This window comes from Micromonospora sp. NPDC047756 (assembly GCF_055587245.1).
The window spans coordinates 394038-411129 of record NZ_JBVJGQ010000005.1 but is presented as its reverse complement, the minus strand read 5'-3'; the positions used below and the strand labels follow the sequence as shown (position 1 = coordinate 411129).

The following is a 17092-nucleotide window of genomic DNA, read 5'->3' as shown; positions in this document are numbered from 1 at the left end:
CGGGCCGGTCAGAACAGCGTCAACGGCTCGACCGGGATCGGCTCGGGCAACGCGTCGAGCCCGGGTACGCGGGCCCGTACCTCGTCGTGGAACCGGCGGGCGAGCGTCGGCGCTTCGGCGTTGTCCGGGGTGTGGATGAACATCGTGGGCGAGCGCCCCTCGCGTAGCCAGGTCACTGTCACGTCGACCCAGCGCTGCCACCCCTCGACCGTGCGCGTCGGGTCGTCGCGGCCGAGGTAGCGGACGATCGGCCGGTCGGTCAGCGCGAGGGACCGGAGCGGCACGCGAGGCTTCTTGGTCCAGGCGTCCCGCTCCGCGTCACTGGTCGGCGGGCTCGCGAAGAAGGCGGTCGTGTCGAAGGGGATCCACTCGGCGCGGGCGGCGGCGAGGGTGGCCCCGAGTAGTCGCGCCGCTCGCTCCTCGGTGAAGAACGCCTGATGGCGCACCTCCACCGCGTAGCTGTGGGACCGCGGGAGCTGTTGCAGAAAACGGCCCAGGGCCGGGACGTCGGCGGGCGCGAACGAGCCGGGCAGTTGAATCCAGAGGGCGTGTGCGCGTGGGCCGAGCGGTTCGATGGCGTCCAGAAAGGCGCGCAGTGGTTCGTCGACATTGGCGAGCCGACGTTCGTGCGTGATGACCTTGGGGAGCTTGAGGACGAACCGGAAACCGGGGTCCGTCTGCGCGGCCCACGAGGCCACGGTTTCCCGGGCCGGGGTCGCGTAGAACGTGGTGTTGCCCTCCACGGCGTCGCACCAACTGGCGTAGTGCGCCAGGCGCTCGGTGGGCGGCAGCTGGTGGCCCGGCCACGACCGGTGGCTCCACATCGCGCACCCCACGTGCAGACGCATGACCCGCCCTCCCGACGTGACCGGACCCACCGTATCCGGACCGTCGGACCCGACCGGGCCCACGGTGCGGCAGGTAGGGTCCGTCGCCATGCGTGTGCTGTTCGCCAGTCTTGCGTCCGTCGGTCACACCTACCCGCTGATCCCGCTGGCGATCGCCGCCCGGGACGCCGGGCACGAGGTCCACTTCGCCGCCGGTACGGAGGTGCACGCGCCACTCGCCGCGAACGGCCTGCGGCCGTTCCGTCCCGGCGACGCCTTCTACGAGGTGTACGCCGAGGACCTCGCACCGGAGCTGACGCGGCTGCGGCCCGACCTGGTGGTGCACGAGTGGGGGCTGCCGGGGGCGGCGGTGGCGGCTCATCGGGCCGGGATCCCGGGCCTGTGGCACGGGTTCGGCCGGATGTTCCCCGAGGGCATCGGCCTGGAACTGCCCACCAGGAACGCCGAGGTCGTCGGCAGGCCGCACCTGGACATCTGGCCGCCCTCGCTGCAGGACCGGGACTTCCTCGCCACCGAACGCCGCATCGAGCTGCGACCTGTCGCCTTCTCCACGCCGGCCCCACTGCCCGCTCGCCGGGGCCGGCCGCTGATCTACCTGACCCTCGGTACGGCGTTCGGCACGCCGGAGCTGCTCCGTACGGCCATCGCCGGTCTGGCGACGCTCGGCGCGCAGGTGGTGGTCGCGGCGGGACGGGTGCCTCCGGAGCAGCTCGGAGAGATCCCCGACCAGGTCAGCGTGGTTCCGTGGGTGTCGCAGGCGGAGTTGCTGCCGCTCGCCGACGTGGTGGTGCACCACGGAGGCAGCGGCACCACCCTCGGCGCGCTCGCGGCGGGCGTACCCCAGCTGTTGCTGCCGCAGGGCGCGGACCAGTTCGCCAACGCGGAGGCCCTCACCGCGGCCGGGGTCGGTCTTCGGCTCCTTCCCGGGGAGACGGACGCGAGCGCCATCGCCGAGCAGACGCACCTCCTGCTGCCGGGGCGTGGTCGGGTCGACCAGCGCGACGCCGCACGACTGATCTCCGAGGAGATCGCCGATATGCCGTCGCCGGCGGCCGTCGCGCGGCTCCTGCCGGACTACGTCGCCTGATGGGACCACCATCGTCAACTAAGGGTTGACGATGAGGATGCGTCAACCTATGGTTGACGCATGACAGATCCTCTTCAGATGGGCAACACCGTCAAGCTCGACGACCTGATCCAGGCGATCAAGACCGCGCACACCGACGCGCTGGACCAGCTCACCGATGCGGTCATCGCCGCCGACCATCTCGGCGAGGTCGCCGACCACCTGATCGGGCACTTCGTCGACCAGGCCCGGCGCTCGGGCGCCTCCTGGACCGACATCGGCCGCAGCATGGGCGTCACCAAGCAGGCCGCCCAGAAGCGCTTCGTGCCGAAGGCGACCGACGCGGCAGCGCTCGACCCGAACGCCGGCTTCGGCCGGTTCACCCCGCGCGCCCGCAACGTGGTGATGGCCTCGCAGGAGGAGGCCCGCGCCAGCGGCAACGCCGAAATCGGCCCCGAGCACCTGGTGCTGGGCCTGCTGGCCGAGCCGGAAGGGCTGGCCGCCAGGGTGATGGCTGGTCGCGGCGCCACCCCCGAGGCGGTACGGGAGGCGGTCGGTGCCGTCCTGCCGCCGCGCGCCGAGCAGGTGCCGGACCTCATCCCGTACGACGCGCGCGGCAAGAAGGCGTTGGAGCTGACCTTCCGGGAGGCGCTGCGCCTCGGGCACAACTACATCGGCACCGAGCACATGCTGCTCGCCCTGCTGGAGCAGGAGGACGGCGCCGGCGTGCTCACCGACCTGGGCCTGGACAAGGCGACGGTCGAGGGTGACCTGGCCAGCGCCCTCGCCGCCGCCGTCGCACAGAAGTGAGAAGCCGGGGTCAGGACGCCTCAGGGAAGCCGTAACGCAGGGCGTGCTCCGGATCGGCCGGGTCGATCTGGCGTACGCCCGCGTCGGCGAGGCGCTTGTTGACCTCGTCGAGCCGCTCGCGCACCAGTCGGGCCTCCTCCTCGGTGACCCGGCCCCGGTGTGGCTTGCCGGCGTGCTCCAGCGTGCCGTAGTCGACCTTCTCGGTGGTCTTGCGGGCCTTGGGCGGGCGAACCCGCTCGGCCGTCTTCAACAGCTGCGCCATCGGCACGTCGGTGGCCATCGCGTCGAACTCGCTGGCGGTCAGCACCACCCGGCGGGGCTCACCGTGGCCGTGCCGGTCGTGGATCTCCACCACCGCCACGTCCAGCGCGGCGTCGTCGATGTTCTCCACCTCGCCCGGGGTGGCGTCCAACTGCACGGGCCCGGCGACCAGGTCCGGGTGCTCCAGCACGACGACGCGGACCACCTCGTCGTCCTGCTGCAGAACCGTGCCGGTGAAGTCGGAGACGTGGATCGTCTTCTTGCCCATGCGCGGAGCTTCTCCTGTCGTAGGCCGGGATGGCGGACCACAAGAAATTACCCGACAGGTGTGCGAAAGACGCCGCTGGACCTCCTCGGGTGTGTCGGCCCAGGGCGAACCTCAGAGGCTGCCTCTCGGTGCCACCCACTCGGTGGTGCGTCATTGACTGTTCAAGCGGTGCCTACCCGAGCTGTCGACGGAGAGCTTGTTCAGTCCCGCCCACGACAGGTCGCCGCCGACCGTCCGAGGGTTCCGGTAGCGCGGCTGGGGCGGGTTGCCTCCGACGGCCTCCGCCGCCCGCCAGAGTCGCTCGGGGTTCTGCTGGTAGTGGTCGTTCGGCTGAATCGGCATGCGTTCACCGTCCCAAACAAAGGTGTCCAGATATGGAAATACCTATGACGGTCGATCTCAGTGCTCGGTTCCCGCACCCTTTCCGCCCGGCCCTGTCGTATCCTGCGCCCGGCCCTGCCGTTCGGCGTACGGTGATCGACGACGGGTCGGGTGACGCGGGGAGGTGCCGATGCTCGACCGGCGACTCCACCTGCACCTGGCCACCTGGCTCGGCCAGTGGCCGGCCGGGCCGGGGTTGCACGTGGTCGCCTCGCAGCGGCGTGCCGAACCGGCCTGGGATGGCCGGCTCCGCCCCGCGCTAGCCGTGGACACCGGGCAGAGCGCCGTGCTCTCCGTGGCACCCGACCGGGTGGCGGCGATCCGCGCGTTGGTTCGGCGTACGCCGGCCCGGTTGCTGGCCGCGCTGCCGCAGGCCGTCGGTCGGCCCGAATTCTGCGTACACGACGGTCCCTTCCGGTGGAGCCGGGCACCCGCCCCGCTGCCCGACGTGGGGGAGTGGACCGAGCCGACCGCCGCCGGGCTGCCGCCGTGGCTGCGACTCTTCGACCGCCCGGTGCTGGTGGTCCGTGACCCGGACGGCGCCTACCTGGCCGGTGCGGCGATCAAACGGCACGACGCGTACGGGCACGAGTTGGCGGTCGGCACCGTGCCCGCAGCCCAGGGGCGCGGCCTCGCCCGTCGGCTGGTGGCCCAGGCCGCGCGACGGGTGCTCGACGAGGGGGCGATCCCCACCTACCTGCACGAGCGGGAGAATAACGCCTCGGCCCGAGTCGCCGAAGCCGCTGGTTTCCCGGACCGGGGCTGGCGCGCGTACGGCGTCTATCCGCGCTGACCGGCCCGCAGCCGCCGAAGCCAGCCGCGATCTTGCACTTTCTGTCGCGACGAACCCGGACATCCCACAGATTTCGACAACCGAAACTGCAAGATCGCGGGCGGGGGTTGGCGCGGGCGCGGGGGCGGGGGCGGGGCGGGGTGATGGGCGCGGACCGTGGATCCCGGGCCGGATCCACGGTCCGCAACCTCCCCCCAGGCCCCGGTTCCGGGTGTAGCGGCGGACCGCTACGTGTCGATCACGCTACGTATCGAACAGGCTCGGGGCAAGGTTGAAGCTGTCGGTTCGGAGTGTCGAAAAGCGGACTTGACCTGCTGCTTCGCCGAACAGGTGGGTCGAACGGGTCAGTGACGGAGCGTGCGAATCAGGTCGAGCACCTGTCGGGTCACCGGCCGTAGGACCCGGAGCCGGGACAGCGCCACGAGCCGGTCGAGGAGTGGCACGGCCCCGTCGATCAGTTGGCGGGTCTTGGTCTGGCCCGGCGATCGGTCGTGCACCCAGTAGAGGACCACGCCCATGTACGCGAGCCAGAGCAGCTCGGGCAGCTGGGGACGCAGCTCGGCGTCGACCTTTGCCGTCGAGCCGGCCAACACCTCGCCGAAGAGGTCGATGGCCGCCTGTCGGGGGCCGGAGGACTCCGCGGAGAAGGGGCTCAGCGGCGAGGTGGGCTCAGCCGCCGTCTTGAAGAAGGTCGCCGCGAATCCGTGTGAGGGCGTCAACACGTCGATCCCGGCGTGCAGCACCCCGGCGAGCCGGGGACCGAACGCCTCCTCCCGATCGAGCACGGGCTGCGCGGCGGCCCGGTGCTCGACCTGGGACTGGGCGTAGAACTCCTGAATCAGGTGGTCCTTGGAGCCGAAGTAGTAGTAGGCGTTGCCGACCGCGACGCCGGCCTCCTGCGCGATCGCCCGCATGGTGGTCTGGGCGTATCCGCGTTCGCGGAACAGTCGCATCGCGGTGTCCCGGATCAGTTGCCGGGTCTGCTCGCCCCGGGCGGTGGCTGGGTCACCCGCAGTGGTCGTCTGCGCAGGCTGTTCGGTCATCGAGGTCACCGTATCCCGCCGGTTCGTCGGTCGGCTCGGCCCACGGGTCGCGGATCCGCTCGCGGATCGCCGAGGCGGCGGCCACCGTCTGCCGGGCGAGGGGCAGCAGGTGCGGTCGGGCCAGCCGCTCGGCCGTGGACCGATGGTCGGTCAGCGCCCAGAGGCAGGCGAACCAGGCGCCGTCGCCCGCGTACACCTCGCCGGTGTCGGCGATCACGGTGAGGTCGCGCAGCGTCGCGTCGTGGTTCAGGCCGGGGAAGCGCCGCCGGGCCTCGGCGGACCCGGCCGGCACGAACTCCAGGGGTACGAGCTGGGCGCGGGACGACAACCAGCGGCGAGCGGCGCGGCAGATCGGGCAGGCGGCGTCGAACAGGACGGTGAACCCCCGGATCCCACCGCCGGAGTGAGCGGTGGGATCCGGGAGCCGACCGCCGCCACCGGTCGGGGGCACGGTCATCGGGTTGGCGGGATGTTCGTCGGGCCGACGCCCGGCTGCGGGCCGGCCGGCGGGGGTCCTGCCGGCTGTGCGCCGGCCGGCTGGGGTCCGCCCGGGTACGCGCCGACCAACTGCGATCCGGGCGGGGCGGGCGGCATGGGGAGTCGGCCGATCGGGGCGAGCGGGGGGTGGGTGGCGAGCTGGCGGAGTCGGTTTCGGCGGTACCGGCCGAGCGCGAAGACGTTGAAGAAGTGCAGCGCGCCGAGCACCAGCAGCACCAGACCGATCTTGAGAGACAGCTCCTCCATGGCCTGGCTGGTCGAATCGACCGGGTCGGGGTGCTTCATCGCCACCGTGACGTAGCCGAGGTTGAGCAGGTAGAAGCCGACCACCAGGAGGCTGTTGACCGCTCGGGCGAGGCGTTCCTCGGCGAACACCTCCTCCAGGAAGACCTGCCCGTTGCGGGACAGTGCTCGTGCCACCCAGAAGGTCAGGCCGACGCTGACCGCGAGGTAGATCACGTACATCCAGACCTTGATGTCCATGTGGACGCCCCTATTGAACGTGTTCAACTACCGACGTCATCAGAGTAGGGCCGATGTTGAACATGTTCAAGAAGTGGCGATGAGTGACTGTGGACACTCCGGTGTGATGCTGGGGCGCGACCTCCGGCCGAGCGGTTCAGCCCGGCCGGAGAGCGTCGAGGCTCAGCCGGCCAGGCCGAGCACCTCGGCCGCGGCGCGACCGTTGGCGTGGCTCGCGCCGTAGGTGGTGACGAAGGCGCGGACGCCGACGGGCCGCCACTGTGCCGGCCAGCCCATCTCCACCACTGTCACGGGGTGCTGGGCCGCCAGGTCGGCGATCAGGTCCGGGCCGCCGGGCAGCCGGTGCAGGTGTCGTCCGACCAGGACGATGGGACGGTCACCCGCCAATCCGCGCAGCGTGGCCGGGTCGGTCTCGGCGGCGATCACCCGGATCTCCGACACCCCGTCCAGGTGTGGACCGAGGCCCCACGGCACCCGACCCTCGGCGATCGTCGACTCGGTGTGCAGTTGCACCACCAGTGGCTGGTCCAGGCCGGTGAGCAGGCCATCCACCCGGACCGCTCGACGCGCTGCCGCGTACCCCAGTTCGGTGTCGCCGGTGGCGGGTGACCCGCTGGCGGCCCGGGTCCAGGCGGCGAGATCGGCGGCGCGGCCGGCCGCCTCCTCGACCCGCGCCCTCGCCAACCGGCCGTCGGCGAGCGCTTCGACGATCTCGGCGGCCACCCGCTCGACCAGTGCGGCGTCGACCTTCGCGCCGATGCAGAGCAGGTCGGCACCCGCGCTCAGGGCCCGAACCGCGGCCGGCCCGACCCCGCCGGCGGCCACCGCGGCGCCCTTCATCTCCAGCGCGTCGGTGATGACGGTGCCGGTGAAGCCGTACTCGGTGCGCAACAGGTCGACCAGCACGGCGCGGCTGAAGGTGGCCGGGTCGGCGCCGGTGAGCGCCGGCACCCGGATGTGCGCGGTCATCACGGCGCGCGCCCCGGCGGCGACGATGGCCGCGAACGGCGGTAGGTCCCGCTGGCGGAGCAGGTCCAGCGGAGCGTCCACCGTGGGCAGTTCGTGGTGGGAGTCGGTGACGGTGGCACCGTGCCCGGGGAAGTGCTTGGCGCAGGCGGCCACGCCGGCGGCCTGCAACCCGGCCACGGCGGCGGCCGAGTGGGCGGCCACCCGCACCGGATCAGCGCCGAAGGACCGGGTGCCGATCACCGGGTTGTCGTCGGCGGTGTTGACGTCGACGGTGGGGGCGAGGTTGACGGTGATGCCGAGCGCGGCCAGTTCGGCGCCGATCGACTGGTAGACCCGTCGGGTGAGGGCCACGTCGCCGATCGCGCCCAGGGCGGCGTTGCCGGGGTACGGACTTCCGGTGGCGTGCGCCAGCCGGGTCACGTCGCCACCCTCCTCGTCGATCGCGATCAGCGCGTCGGCTCGACCGGTGCGCAGCGCCGCGGTGCTCGCCGCCACCTGCGCGGGGTCGTGCACGTTGGTGCCGAAGAGGGTGTGCCCGGCCAACCCGTCGGCCAGCAGGTCGACCGCCCAGTCCGGCGGGACCGGCCCCGGGTACGCGGCCAGCAGTGTGCCCAGCGCCAGCCGGCGCAGTCCTGGATCCAACCCCACGTGTTTCCCCCTTCGGTGCCCCCGCGGGTACGAAACGTCGTACCGGTGGTGGTCTTGGCCCTGCCGACTCGGCGGAGCGTCCCACCGTCGGGTGACCGTTACGCTACGGCTACCCGTTCGCAGGTCGGTTTACAGTTAGCAAAGTTTACTAAAACTAGAGGACGTGTCATGAGTGCGACCCGGCTGCCCGGCACCCCCCGTCTGTTGCGGGCGCTCAACGACCGTGCCGCGCTGGAACTGCTCCTCGAACGCGGCCCGCTGACCCGAGCTCGACTCGGCGAGCTGACCGGTCTGTCGAAGGTCACCGCCTCGCAACTCGTCGAGCGGCTGGAGGAGCGCGGCCTCGTCGCGCGGGTCGGCGAGCAGGCCGGCGGGCGAGGACCGAACGCCCAGCTCTACGCCGTCCGCCCGAGCAGCGCGCACGTGGTCGGCGTGGACGTCGGGCCGGACCGGGTGGTGGCCGCTTGCGCCGACATCACCGGCGCGGTCATCGGCCGGGTGGAGCAGTCGACCCGGGACACCGACGACCCGGTGGGCGTGGTGCACAACGCCGTCGTGCAGGCGGCCAGCAGCGCCCAGGCGCAGCTGAGCAGCGTACGACGGATCGTGCTCGGCACGCCGGGCCTGGTCGACCCCGGCACCGGCGACATGACCTTCGCCTTCAACCTGCCGCGCTGGCACAGTGGTCTGCTGGCCGCGCTGCGGGACGACCTGCACACGCCCGTGGTCTTCGAGAACGACGTCAACCTGGCCGCCGTGGCCGAGGCGCAGTCCGGCGCGGCGCGGGGGCTGTCGGACTTCGTGCTGGTCTGGGTGGGTGCCGGCGTCGGCCTGGCGATCATGCTGGGCGGGCGGTTGCACCACGGCAGCAGCGGTGCCGCCGGCGAGATCGGCTACCTTCCGGTGCCCGGCGCGCCCATCCCGCGCGACGTCTCGCGCCGCGCCAAGCCGGCCTTCCAGCAGCTGATCGGTGCGGACTCGGTGCGCGCGGTGGCGCGCGAGCACGGCTACCCGGACGCCGACGCCGCCGAGGCGGTCCGCGCGGCCGTCGCCGCTGGCGCTGACGGCGGCCCGATGCTCGACGAACTGGCCCGTCGGCTCGCGCTCGGCGTGGCCAGCACCTGCGTGGTGCTGGACCCACCGCTGGTCGTGCTCGCCGGCGAGGTGGGCCAGGCCGGCGGCGCGGCGCTCGCCGACCGGGTGCAGCAGGAGGTCGCCGCGATCACGCTGGTCCAGCCGCGAGTGGTGCCGACCGGGCTGACCGAGGAGCCGATCCTGCACGGCGCGCTGCGCACCGCCCTGGACGCCGTACGCGACGAGGTGTTCGGCTCCACCGTCGGCTGAGCCCGCTGCGGCGGTCATGTGAAGGAATATTTCACCGCGCGCCCACAGCTTGCAAGCTCCTGCCGGGCGTCGGCTCGGCCGTTCCGTCGGGCCGCCCGAACCGGGGCGACCCGACGGCCTCGACTCAGATCAGGTCGCGGCGACGGAACACGGCGAACGCCGCCGTGGTCAGCCCGCCGGTGATCGCCAGCAGCACCAACAGCGCCGGCAGCCAGGTCACCGTGTAGAACCCCTCGCAGTACGGGAGTTGGCTGCTGCCCCGGCAGACCTGCTCGTCATAGAACCGCGCCTCGCCGTTGAGCCACGCCCCGATGTGGCTGGACAGCATGAACAGGTCGGACCTCCGCGCGTCGATGATCTCCAGGACCACTCGGCCACCCAACTCCCAGACCACCGCGTACGCGGCGAGCGCGCCGAGCGCCGCGGACGTGTGCCGACCCAGCGTGGCGATCGCGAAGCCCAGCGCGGAGGCCAGCAGCACCAGCACCAGGCCACGGCCGTGCACCGCGCCGAGCGAGCGCCAGAAGTCACCGTCCAGCCGGCCCGGCAACCCGAAAGCCTGCCCGATCACCCAGAACGTGGCGAGATAGAGCACCGACGCCAGCAGGGCCAGGACCAGCACAGCGCCGAGCAGGGTACCCAGCTTCGCCGCGAGCACCGTCAACCGGCGCGGTCGCCAGAGCAGCAGATTCACCACCCCGCCCGAGGTCAGGTCCGCGCCGATGTAGGACGCGCCGACCAGGAACCCGAACAGCACCAGGAACGCGATGAGGAAATACAGCAACGGTTTTGCCTGCTCGGCGAAGGTGAACACACCCGGCAGGAAGTCGGCGGTGATCGGCAGCCGGTCCTGCCGGATCGGGTCGATCTCGGAGCAGTCGCTGGGGAAGTACCTGTTCGTGTCGGAGGTCACGGTGCCTTCCTGGCGGGCCAGGCACTCCTGGTGGGTGGCCTCCAGGTCACGCCGCGCCTCGGCGGCCTGCGTCTGCGCCGAGTTCAGCTCACTGACGCTCGGCTTGTGGGAACCGGCAAGGGTGGTCGCCGCCGTGACGGCGAACGCCAACACCAACAGGACCACCATGAGCTGTACGAAGCGACGCGCGGACAGTCGCTCCAACTCGGCACGCACCAGGTTCACGCGTCCACTCCCCGATCGAGGTCGATCACAGCATCGCCCTGCGGCAGCGACGGGTCGCCGACCTGCCGGGGCACCGACGGATGCTCGTACGCGCCGGTCAGCTCCAGGAAGACGCTCTCCAGATCCGGCCGCAGCGGCGTCAGCTCGCCCACCCACAGACCCTGTTCACCGAGCACCCGGCTGATCGCCGTCGGGTCGCTCACCCCGCTCACCACCAACGCTCCGCCGTCCACCACCGCCGTCAGCTCAGCCGCGCGCAGCAGCTCGACGGCCCGCTCCGGCTCGGCCACCCGCACCAGGAACTCGTGCCGGTCGTGGCCCGCCAGCACCTCGTCCACCCGACCGGTCGCGACCCGCCGCCCCCGGGAGATGATCGTGACGTGGTCGCAGATCAGCTGGATCTCGCCCAGGATGTGACTGGACACCAGCACTGTCACCCCGTTGGCCGCCAGCGACCGCATCAGGTCCCGCATCTCCCGGATGCCCGCCGGGTCCAGCCCGTTCGCCGGCTCGTCCAGGATGAGCAGACGCGGGTCCTTCAACAGCGCGGACGCCACCGCCAGCCGCTGCTTCATGCCCAGCGAGTAGCCCTTCACCCGCTCATCGCCCCGGTCGTGCAGGCCCACCAGATCCAGCACCTCGTCCACCCGCGAGGCCGGCACACCACCGGCGCGGGCCAACAGCCGCAGCGTCCGGTAGCCGGTGAAGTTGCCGAAGAACTGCGGGCTCTCCACGATGGCGCCGACCTGACCCGCCACCCGGGGCAGCAACTCCGGCGACGGTTCGCCGAGCACCATCATCCGGCCGCTGTCGGCGCGTACCAGCCCGAGCAGGGCCCGCAGGGTGGTGGTCTTGCCCGAGCCGTTGGGGCCCAGGAAGCCGTGGACCTGGCCCGCCTCGACCAGCAGGTCGAACCCATCGACCGCCACCCGTTGGCCGCTGCGCAGGCTGCGGAAGCTCTTGCGGAGACCTTCGATCTCGATGACCGCGCTCATCTGCGCAGCTCCGTACGTCGGCTGGGCATGGGCCGTCCTCCGGACTTGGTGATCAATGACACGGCGCTTCACCCTATGGCTGAGGTGCCGCCCATGGGGGGCACCCCGGCGCTGCGTGGTTGGATGGTGCGGTGAACCCGGATCTGGTGGTCAGCCTCGACGGCGTCGGCGTACGCCGCTCCGGCACCGCTCTCCTACAGGACCTGACCTGGCGCGTCGAACTGGACGAGCGGTGGGTCGTGCTCGGCTCCAACGGCGCCGGCAAGACCACACTGCTCAACCTCGCCGCCGGCCGGCTGCACCCCACCACGGGTGTCGCGCACGTGCTCGGCGAGCGGATCGGCCGCACCGACGTCAACGAGCTGCGTACCCGGATCGGGCTCACCACCGCCGCGATCGCCGAGCGGCTGCCCGCCGACGAGCGGGTCAGCGACGTCGTGGTGACCGCCGCCTGGTCGGTGGTCGGCCGTTGGCGGGAGAACTACGACCGTGGCGACGAGGCGCGGGCGCGGGCACTGCTGAGTCAACTCGGCGTCGGTGGTCTCGCCGAACGGCGATACGGCACCCTCTCCGAGGGTGAGCGCAAGCGGGTGCAGATCGCCCGTGCCCTGATGACCGACCCGGAGCTGCTGTTGCTCGACGAGCCCGCCGCCGGTCTCGACCTGGGCGGTCGGGAAGACCTGGTCGCCCGACTGGCCGAGCTGGCGTACGATCCGGACGCCCCGGCGATGGTGCTGGTCACCCACCACGTCGAGGAGATCCCGCCCGGGTTCACCCACGCGATGCTCCTGCGCGAGGGCGGGGTGGTCGCCCAGGGCCTGCTCGCCGAGACCCTGACCGGTGACAACCTCTCCAAGACCTTCGGGCTGCCACTCGTCGTCGAGCGGTCGGGCGACCGCTTCACGGCCCGCGCCGCCTGAGCATCGGACAGGCGGAGACGGCCGTGCCACAGACCCGGGTCGCCGTGGTGGGCAGCGCCAACATGGACCTCGTCGCGATGGCGCCCGCCCTGCCTAGGCAGGGCGAGACCATGCTCGGCACCGACTTCGTGATGGTGCCCGGCGGCAAGGGTGCCAACCAGGCCGTGGCCGCGGCCCGGGCCGGCGCGTCCTGTGCCTTCCTCGGCGCGATCGGCTCGGACGCCTTCGGTGTCACCCTCAAGGCCCGCATCACCGCGGCCGGCGTGGACACCAGTCAGCTCCGCGTGGTCTACGGCACCTCGGGAGTGGCGCTGGTCATGGTCAACGCCCAGGGGGACAACGCCATCGTGGTCACCCCCGGCGCGAACGACGCCCTGGTCGGCCTCAGCGAGGAGGAGTTGACCACCGTGCGGACGGCGGACGTCCTGGTCGCGCAACTGGAGATCCCGGTGCAGACCGTGACCGCCGCCGCGGAGGCCGCCCGCGAGGCCGGCACCAGGGTCATCCTGAACGCCGCCCCGGCGCGGGACCTCCCACCCGAGCTGCTGGCCGCCGTGGACCTGCTGGTCGTCAACGAGGGCGAGGCGCAGGCCCTGGCCGGCCGGGGTCGGGAGGAGCCGCGCGCGCTGCTCGACCTGACTCCCCGGGCCGTGCTCACCCTCGGCGGGGAGGGCGCCTGGTACGTCGACCGGGACGGTGCCGAGGTGCACGTGCCGGCGGTACGGGTCGACGTGGTCGACTCCACCGCCGCCGGTGACGCGTTCACCGCCGCGCTGGCCGTCGGCTGGGGCGAAGGGCGCGACCTGGTCGACGCGGTGCGTTGGGCGTCGGCGGCCGGCGCTGCCTGCGTCCGCAAGCTCGGCGCCTCGGTGGCGCTACCGCAACGCGCCGAGATCGACGAGCTGTACGCGCCGGCCTGACCCCGTCGCTCGCGCACCGAGCCGCCCGACCGTCGCGGCCTGTCAGGCCCGCTGGCCGGCGCCGGTGCGAAAGGCCCGGCGGTACGCCGACGGTGAGGTCAGCATGACCCGGCCGAAGTGGTGGCGGTAGGTCACCGGGGTGTCGAAGCCCACCGCGCGGGCGACCTGCTCGACAGCGGCGTCGGTCTCCTCCAGCAGGGTCAGGCTGGCGCGGACCCGTTGCTCGACAAGCCAACGAATCGGGCTGGTGCCGGTGGCTCGGGCAAAATGCCGCAGGTACGTGCGGGACGACATGTGCGCCCGCTCGGCGAGCTGGGCGACGCTCAGCGGCTCGGCGAGGTGGGCGAGTGCCCAGTCGAGGCTGACCGCGATCCGGTCGTCGGCCGGGTCGGCGGGCACCGGCGCCTCGACGAACTGGGCCTGCCCGCCGTCGCGGTGCGGCGGGATCACCAGTCGTCGGGCGACCGCGTTGGCGATCGCCGCGCCGTGGTCACGCCGGATCACGTGTACGCAGAGGTCCAGCCCGGCGGCGCTGCCGGCACTGGTGAGCAGGTCGCCGTCGTCGAGGTAGAGCACGTCCGGGTCCACCTCGACCAGTGGGTAGCGCCGCGCCAGCAGCTCCGCGTACCGCCAGTGGGTCGTGGCCCGGCGGCCGTCCAGGAGGCCCGCTCCCGCCAGCGCGAACGCGCCCGAGCAGATCGACATGATCCGGGCCCCGCGCCGACGCGCCTCACCCAGCGCGGTCACCAGCTCGGGCGACGGGTCAGCGGTCACGTCCGGTACGCCGGGCACGATCACCGTCCGCGCCGCCGCCAGTTCGGCCAGACCGTACGGGGTGTGCAGGCTCGCTCCGCCGATTACCGGCACCGGCCCCGGCCGCTCGGCGCAGACCACGAGGTCGTACCAGTCGACGTCGAATTCGGGCCGGGCCAGTCCGAACACCTCGGTCACGATCCCGGTCTCGAACACCGACATCCCCGGGTACGCGAGCACGGCGACCCGGTGCGCGGCCGCCGGTCGTCGAGGCGCGGGCAGCGGGCGCGGACCGGTCGTGGTGGCCGTCGGGATCGGCATGGCGGGATGTTAGCGCAGGATGTCGTTCCCGCCACTCGCTCCGTGGTCCGGCCCCGGCGAGGATCGGTGCATGACCTTCACCTTCGCCGTTCCGTCAGCCGACCCGGCCACCGCCGCCGCCTGGTTCCACGGGCGACTCAGCGTCGAGACCGACGTCAGTGACGTGCACGCCGACCTGTCGGCACGTACCCCGGGTCTGGTGGTCGTCGACTCCCGCGGCGCGGCCGCCTGGGCGCAGGGGCACCTCCCCGGCGCGGTGCACCTGCCCACCGCCGAGATCGCGACCCGGGCGGCGGAGCTGATCCCGCCGGGGTCGGCGGTCGTGACCTACTGCTGGGGTCCCGGCTGCAACGGTGCGACCCGGGCGGCGCTGGAGTTCGCCCGGCTGGGCCATCCCGTGAAGGAGATGCTCGGCGGGTTCGAATACTGGGTCAGGGAGGGGCTGCCGGTGGTGACGGAGACCGGGCTGACCCGACGACCGGTCGACGACCTCACCGCGCCCGCCACGACGACCACCTGCGACTGCTGAGCCACGGCGCGGGCGGGCTGGCGCTCACCCCACCGGCTCGTCGGCGAGCTTCTCGCCGCGGCGGCGCAGCATTCCCAGCCCGGGAATACCGGCCACGGCGAGCTTGAGGTCACGGGTGACGTCGAGCAGGTCGTGCAGGTCGGGGCCGACCCGGTCCAGCGTGGCCAGGATCGGCAGGATGTCCGCCGTCAGATGCTCGCGGAGCTTGGGCAGCTCGTCGATCAGGTGGATCGCCGCGGTGATCTCCTCATGGCTCAGCTCCTCGACGAACCGCTCGGCCATCGGCGCGGCCCGACGCAGCGCCGGCTCGTACGCCGCCAGCAGTTCGGCAGCGGTGGCGGCGGCCTCCGTCGCGGTGCCCACGGTGACGGAGGCGCGGTTCGCGACCCGGTCGGCCTCGGCAACCACGATGCCCGCCACCCGGGAGACCCGGTCGGCCTCGGCGACCACCGCGGCGGCGGCGGTGGCCACCTCGGTGGCCGTGTCGATGGCGGTGGTCGCGGCGGCGCTGATGACGGCCACCTCGCGAACCGCGCCCTCGGCGTCGGTGAGCACCTGGTCGGTCCGATCCAGGGTCGTCTCGATCCGGTCGACCACGCCGTTGATCCGGGCCAGCAGCTGCTCCACCCCGTCGAGTACGGCGAACGCGCGGGCGGGCACGGCAGCCATCGACGCGGCCGAGCCGAGCGCCTGGTCGAGAGCGGAACGGGTCAGACCGACCACGGCGGTCGGGGTGGGGAGGGGAATCGCCATGGGGTCAAGTGTGCGTCGGCCTTGCCACAACCGCGCGTTGGAGCTGGTCAGCGTCCCTGTCGACCGGGGGTCTCGGCACGGGCCACCCGCAGCGCCCACCAGACCAGCGGCACCTGCAACGGCACCCGGCCGTACGCGATGGCCCGCTGTGTCGGGCGTCGGCGCCGCCAGTCCACGGCCATCTTGACGTTCGCCGGTAGGACGGCGACGAAGAGGGCGGCGGCTGCCCGGCCGCCGGCCCGCCGGGTGGCCGGGTTCGCGACAGCCGCGGCCACCACCAGTTCGGCGACCCCGCTGGCGTACGTCCAGAAGCGGGGCGGACCGGGCAGCGCACGCGGCACGATCGGGTCGTAGACGCCGGGGCGTACCAGATGGGTGACGCCGGCCGTCGCCAGCAGGCCGGCCAGGGCGACGGCCTCGCGGCGGCGGGTGGTCATCGGTGGTCCCCCTGTTGTTCGACGGCGCGTTGCACGGCCCGGTAGATCTGCCCGAACCGTAGCGCGTCCGGGGTGCGCACCAGCAGGTCCTCCCGACCGTGGTGCTGCACCCACAACTCGTGCACGTGGCTGCCACGCTCGTAGGAGCGGTCCAGCCAGCCGAGGGGGATCTCCAGGAACGGTGCCAGCGCGAGCGCCCCCGCCGCGCAGGCGGCCAGGATGATCAGCGCCAGCTGCCAGTTGCCTCGATCCTGAGCCGACCAGGCCAGCGACAGCACGCAGACCACGGCGACCAGCGGCGGCAGCGAGAGCAGCAGGACCAGGACACCGCGCCCCAGCACACGGCCCCGTACGGCGAGGGTTTTCTGCCCCCGCGCGTGCCAGACGAACGTCACGTCGGACAGGGCGATCACGTGACCACCCGCCCGGATCGACTCGGAGGTCACCTGCACCGCGTCGTCCCGGTAATAGAGGGTCATCACTAAGCCTAACCACCGCGGGGCAAGCCTCGCCCAGTTCGGCCCCCGGCGTCCGGCCGTCCTCGCCCCGTCCCCGCCCCGTTCTCGGCGCGGTCTATCGCCCTCGAGAGACGGTGGGGCGCCGAGGGTGTCCGCGGTCCGCGGACCGCGGTCCGCGGTCCGCGGTCCGCGGTCCGCCGTCAGCCGGGCAGAGGTGATGGTGCGATGGTCCTTTGGAGCTGAATCGTTTGCGACATCACGCGTCGCCGCGTCGCAGTCACCGCCGCTGGATCCCGCCGCCGCCGCAGCCGCCGCCGCAGCCCGCACCGCCCGCCGCCCGCGCCGCCCGCCGCCGCCCGCCCGCCGCCGCCGCCGTCCGCGCCGCCCGCCGCCGCAGCCCGCGCCGCCCGCCGCCGCAGCCCGCGCCGCCCGCCGCCGCCGTCCGCGCCGCCCGCG

At 72.6% G+C, this 17092-nt stretch carries 21 protein-coding genes; 8 read left to right on the top strand and 13 right to left on the bottom strand.

What is annotated here, in order from left to right:
• Positions 1-8: 8 nt before the first annotated feature.
• Positions 9-824, bottom strand: coding sequence for a DUF72 domain-containing protein (locus ACZ6NZ_RS18570; protein ID WP_465859488.1), 816 nt, complete (start codon positions 822-824; stop codon positions 9-11).
• 112 nt (positions 825-936) lie between these two features.
• On the opposite strand from ACZ6NZ_RS18570, the gene ACZ6NZ_RS18565 reads away from it, so the two are divergent.
• Together ACZ6NZ_RS18565 and ACZ6NZ_RS18560 are read left to right on the top strand one after the other, a co-directional pair.
• Positions 937-1935: a glycosyltransferase gene (locus ACZ6NZ_RS18565; protein WP_465859225.1), complete on the top strand. Its 999-nt coding sequence runs from the start codon at positions 937-939 to the stop codon at positions 1933-1935.
• Positions 1936-1995: 60 nt separating this feature from the next.
• Entirely contained in the window at positions 1996-2724 is a 729-nt protein-coding gene (locus tag ACZ6NZ_RS18560; protein ID WP_465859223.1) for a Clp protease N-terminal domain-containing protein, read from the top strand.
• A 10-nt stretch (positions 2725-2734) separates the two neighbouring features.
• Here the strand turns inward: ACZ6NZ_RS18560 and ACZ6NZ_RS18555 are convergent, their stop codons facing one another.
• Both ACZ6NZ_RS18555 and ACZ6NZ_RS18550 read right to left on the bottom strand, forming a co-directional pair.
• Positions 2735-3253 carry a hypothetical protein gene (locus tag ACZ6NZ_RS18555; protein WP_366612912.1) on the bottom strand — a complete coding sequence of 173 codons (519 nt, stop codon included), beginning with the start codon at positions 3251-3253 and terminating at the stop codon, positions 2735-2737.
• A 150-nt stretch (positions 3254-3403) separates the two neighbouring features.
• Positions 3404-3595: a DNA repair protein gene (locus ACZ6NZ_RS18550; protein WP_465859221.1), complete on the bottom strand. Its 192-nt coding sequence runs from the start codon at positions 3593-3595 to the stop codon at positions 3404-3406.
• Between the two features lie 169 nt (positions 3596-3764).
• On the opposite strand from ACZ6NZ_RS18550, the gene ACZ6NZ_RS18545 reads away from it, so the two are divergent.
• A complete protein-coding gene (locus tag ACZ6NZ_RS18545) occupies positions 3765-4427 on the top strand; it encodes a GNAT family N-acetyltransferase (protein WP_465859219.1) in 663 nt (220 codons plus the stop codon).
• Between the two features lie 344 nt (positions 4428-4771).
• Here the strand turns inward: ACZ6NZ_RS18545 and ACZ6NZ_RS18540 are convergent, their stop codons facing one another.
• The 4 genes from ACZ6NZ_RS18540 to ACZ6NZ_RS18525 all read right to left on the bottom strand — a co-directional run bounded on the left by ACZ6NZ_RS18540 (position 4772) and on the right by ACZ6NZ_RS18525 (position 8068).
• Positions 4772-5470, bottom strand: a complete 699-nt coding sequence (locus ACZ6NZ_RS18540) for a TetR family transcriptional regulator (RefSeq protein WP_465859217.1) — start codon at positions 5468-5470, stop codon at positions 4772-4774.
• Positions 5433-5927, bottom strand: coding sequence for a thiol-disulfide oxidoreductase DCC family protein (locus tag ACZ6NZ_RS18535; RefSeq protein ID WP_465859216.1), 495 nt, complete (start codon positions 5925-5927; stop codon positions 5433-5435). The genes ACZ6NZ_RS18540 and ACZ6NZ_RS18535 overlap by 38 nt, the downstream gene beginning before the upstream one ends.
• On the bottom strand, positions 5924-6451 hold the full coding sequence (locus ACZ6NZ_RS18530) for a hypothetical protein (protein ID WP_465859214.1): 528 nt from the start codon (positions 6449-6451) through the stop codon (positions 5924-5926). The genes ACZ6NZ_RS18535 and ACZ6NZ_RS18530 overlap by 4 nt, the downstream gene beginning before the upstream one ends.
• Before the next feature lie 162 nt (positions 6452-6613).
• A complete protein-coding gene (locus ACZ6NZ_RS18525; protein WP_465859213.1) occupies positions 6614-8068 on the bottom strand; it encodes a glycoside hydrolase family 3 N-terminal domain-containing protein in 1455 nt (484 codons plus the stop codon).
• Positions 8069-8236: 168 nt separating this feature from the next.
• Here ACZ6NZ_RS18525 and ACZ6NZ_RS18520 point away from each other — a divergent pair, with 168 nt between their 5' ends.
• The gene (locus ACZ6NZ_RS18520; RefSeq protein ID WP_366612900.1) at positions 8237-9412 is read left to right on the top strand and encodes an ROK family transcriptional regulator; all 1176 of its coding nucleotides are present in this window, start codon (positions 8237-8239) and stop codon (positions 9410-9412) included.
• A 124-nt stretch (positions 9413-9536) separates the two neighbouring features.
• Here the strand turns inward: ACZ6NZ_RS18520 and ACZ6NZ_RS18515 are convergent, their stop codons facing one another.
• Positions 9537-10550 carry an ABC transporter permease subunit gene (locus ACZ6NZ_RS18515; RefSeq protein ID WP_366612898.1) on the bottom strand — a complete coding sequence of 338 codons (1014 nt, stop codon included), beginning with the start codon at positions 10548-10550 and terminating at the stop codon, positions 9537-9539.
• On the bottom strand, positions 10547-11545 hold the full coding sequence (locus ACZ6NZ_RS18510) for an ABC transporter ATP-binding protein (protein WP_465859210.1): 999 nt from the start codon (positions 11543-11545) through the stop codon (positions 10547-10549). The genes ACZ6NZ_RS18515 and ACZ6NZ_RS18510 overlap by 4 nt, the downstream gene beginning before the upstream one ends.
• 119 nt (positions 11546-11664) lie before the next feature.
• Between ACZ6NZ_RS18510 and ACZ6NZ_RS18505 the strand changes: the two genes are divergently transcribed.
• Entirely contained in the window at positions 11665-12465 is an 801-nt protein-coding gene (locus ACZ6NZ_RS18505; RefSeq protein ID WP_366612894.1) for an ABC transporter ATP-binding protein, read from the top strand.
• A gap of 23 nt (positions 12466-12488) precedes the next feature.
• Positions 12489-13385: a ribokinase gene (locus ACZ6NZ_RS18500; protein WP_465859208.1), complete on the top strand. Its 897-nt coding sequence runs from the start codon at positions 12489-12491 to the stop codon at positions 13383-13385.
• Positions 13386-13427: 42 nt separating this feature from the next.
• Here ACZ6NZ_RS18500 and ftrA read toward each other — a convergent pair whose 3' ends face one another.
• Positions 13428-14459 carry a transcriptional regulator FtrA gene (gene ftrA / locus ACZ6NZ_RS18495; RefSeq protein WP_465859207.1) on the bottom strand — a complete coding sequence of 344 codons (1032 nt, stop codon included), beginning with the start codon at positions 14457-14459 and terminating at the stop codon, positions 13428-13430.
• Between the two features lie 70 nt (positions 14460-14529).
• Between ftrA and ACZ6NZ_RS18490 the strand changes: the two genes are divergently transcribed.
• Positions 14530-14988, top strand: a complete 459-nt coding sequence (locus tag ACZ6NZ_RS18490) for a rhodanese-like domain-containing protein (RefSeq protein WP_465859206.1) — start codon at positions 14530-14532, stop codon at positions 14986-14988.
• Positions 14989-15012: 24 nt separating this feature from the next.
• On the opposite strand, the gene ACZ6NZ_RS18485 is transcribed toward ACZ6NZ_RS18490, so the two are convergent.
• Genes ACZ6NZ_RS18485 through ACZ6NZ_RS18475 form a run of 3 tightly spaced genes read right to left on the bottom strand, consistent with a single transcriptional unit; the run spans position 15013 to position 16657 of the window.
• The gene (locus tag ACZ6NZ_RS18485; protein ID WP_465859205.1) at positions 15013-15741 is read right to left on the bottom strand and encodes a hypothetical protein; all 729 of its coding nucleotides are present in this window, start codon (positions 15739-15741) and stop codon (positions 15013-15015) included.
• A 47-nt stretch (positions 15742-15788) separates the two neighbouring features.
• A complete protein-coding gene (locus ACZ6NZ_RS18480; protein ID WP_465859204.1) occupies positions 15789-16178 on the bottom strand; it encodes a DoxX family protein in 390 nt (129 codons plus the stop codon).
• Positions 16175-16657: a DUF6232 family protein gene (locus ACZ6NZ_RS18475; RefSeq protein ID WP_355005366.1), complete on the bottom strand. Its 483-nt coding sequence runs from the start codon at positions 16655-16657 to the stop codon at positions 16175-16177. Before ACZ6NZ_RS18475 ends, ACZ6NZ_RS18480 begins: the two co-directional genes overlap by 4 nt.
• Positions 16658-16884: 227 nt before the next feature.
• Between ACZ6NZ_RS18475 and ACZ6NZ_RS18470 the strand changes: the two genes are divergently transcribed.
• Positions 16885-17092: hypothetical protein (locus tag ACZ6NZ_RS18470; RefSeq protein ID WP_465859202.1), on the top strand; the 208-nt coding region annotated here is incomplete at its 3' end.

Excerpts from the sequence above, each read along its gene's own strand:
- ACZ6NZ_RS18545 (WP_465859219.1), top strand. The coding sequence starts at position 3,765 with ATGCTCGACCGGCGACTCCACCTGCACCTGGCCACCTGGCTCGGCCAG.
- ACZ6NZ_RS18485 (WP_465859205.1), bottom strand. The coding sequence starts at position 15,741 with ATGGCGATTCCCCTCCCCACCCCGACCGCCGTGGTCGGTCTGACCCGT.
- ACZ6NZ_RS18535 (WP_465859216.1), bottom strand. The coding sequence starts at position 5,927 with ATGACCGTGCCCCCGACCGGTGGCGGCGGTCGGCTCCCGGATCCCACC.
- ACZ6NZ_RS18490 (WP_465859206.1), top strand. The coding sequence starts at position 14,530 with ATGACCTTCACCTTCGCCGTTCCGTCAGCCGACCCGGCCACCGCCGCC.
- ACZ6NZ_RS18560 (WP_465859223.1), top strand. The coding sequence starts at position 1,996 with ATGACAGATCCTCTTCAGATGGGCAACACCGTCAAGCTCGACGACCTG.
- ACZ6NZ_RS18555 (WP_366612912.1), bottom strand. The coding sequence starts at position 3,253 with ATGGGCAAGAAGACGATCCACGTCTCCGACTTCACCGGCACGGTTCTG.
- ACZ6NZ_RS18570 (WP_465859488.1), bottom strand. The coding sequence starts at position 824 with ATGTGGAGCCACCGGTCGTGGCCGGGCCACCAGCTGCCGCCCACCGAG.
- ACZ6NZ_RS18550 (WP_465859221.1), bottom strand. The coding sequence starts at position 3,595 with ATGCCGATTCAGCCGAACGACCACTACCAGCAGAACCCCGAGCGACTC.
- ACZ6NZ_RS18475 (WP_355005366.1), bottom strand. The coding sequence starts at position 16,657 with ATGACCCTCTATTACCGGGACGACGCGGTGCAGGTGACCTCCGAGTCG.
- ACZ6NZ_RS18480 (WP_465859204.1), bottom strand. The coding sequence starts at position 16,178 with ATGACCACCCGCCGCCGCGAGGCCGTCGCCCTGGCCGGCCTGCTGGCG.
- ACZ6NZ_RS18540 (WP_465859217.1), bottom strand. The coding sequence starts at position 5,470 with ATGACCGAACAGCCTGCGCAGACGACCACTGCGGGTGACCCAGCCACC.
- ftrA (WP_465859207.1), bottom strand. The coding sequence starts at position 14,459 with ATGCCGATCCCGACGGCCACCACGACCGGTCCGCGCCCGCTGCCCGCG.
- ACZ6NZ_RS18530 (WP_465859214.1), bottom strand. The coding sequence starts at position 6,451 with ATGGACATCAAGGTCTGGATGTACGTGATCTACCTCGCGGTCAGCGTC.
- ACZ6NZ_RS18520 (WP_366612900.1), top strand. The coding sequence starts at position 8,237 with ATGAGTGCGACCCGGCTGCCCGGCACCCCCCGTCTGTTGCGGGCGCTC.
- ACZ6NZ_RS18565 (WP_465859225.1), top strand. The coding sequence starts at position 937 with ATGCGTGTGCTGTTCGCCAGTCTTGCGTCCGTCGGTCACACCTACCCG.
- ACZ6NZ_RS18510 (WP_465859210.1), bottom strand. The coding sequence starts at position 11,545 with ATGAGCGCGGTCATCGAGATCGAAGGTCTCCGCAAGAGCTTCCGCAGC.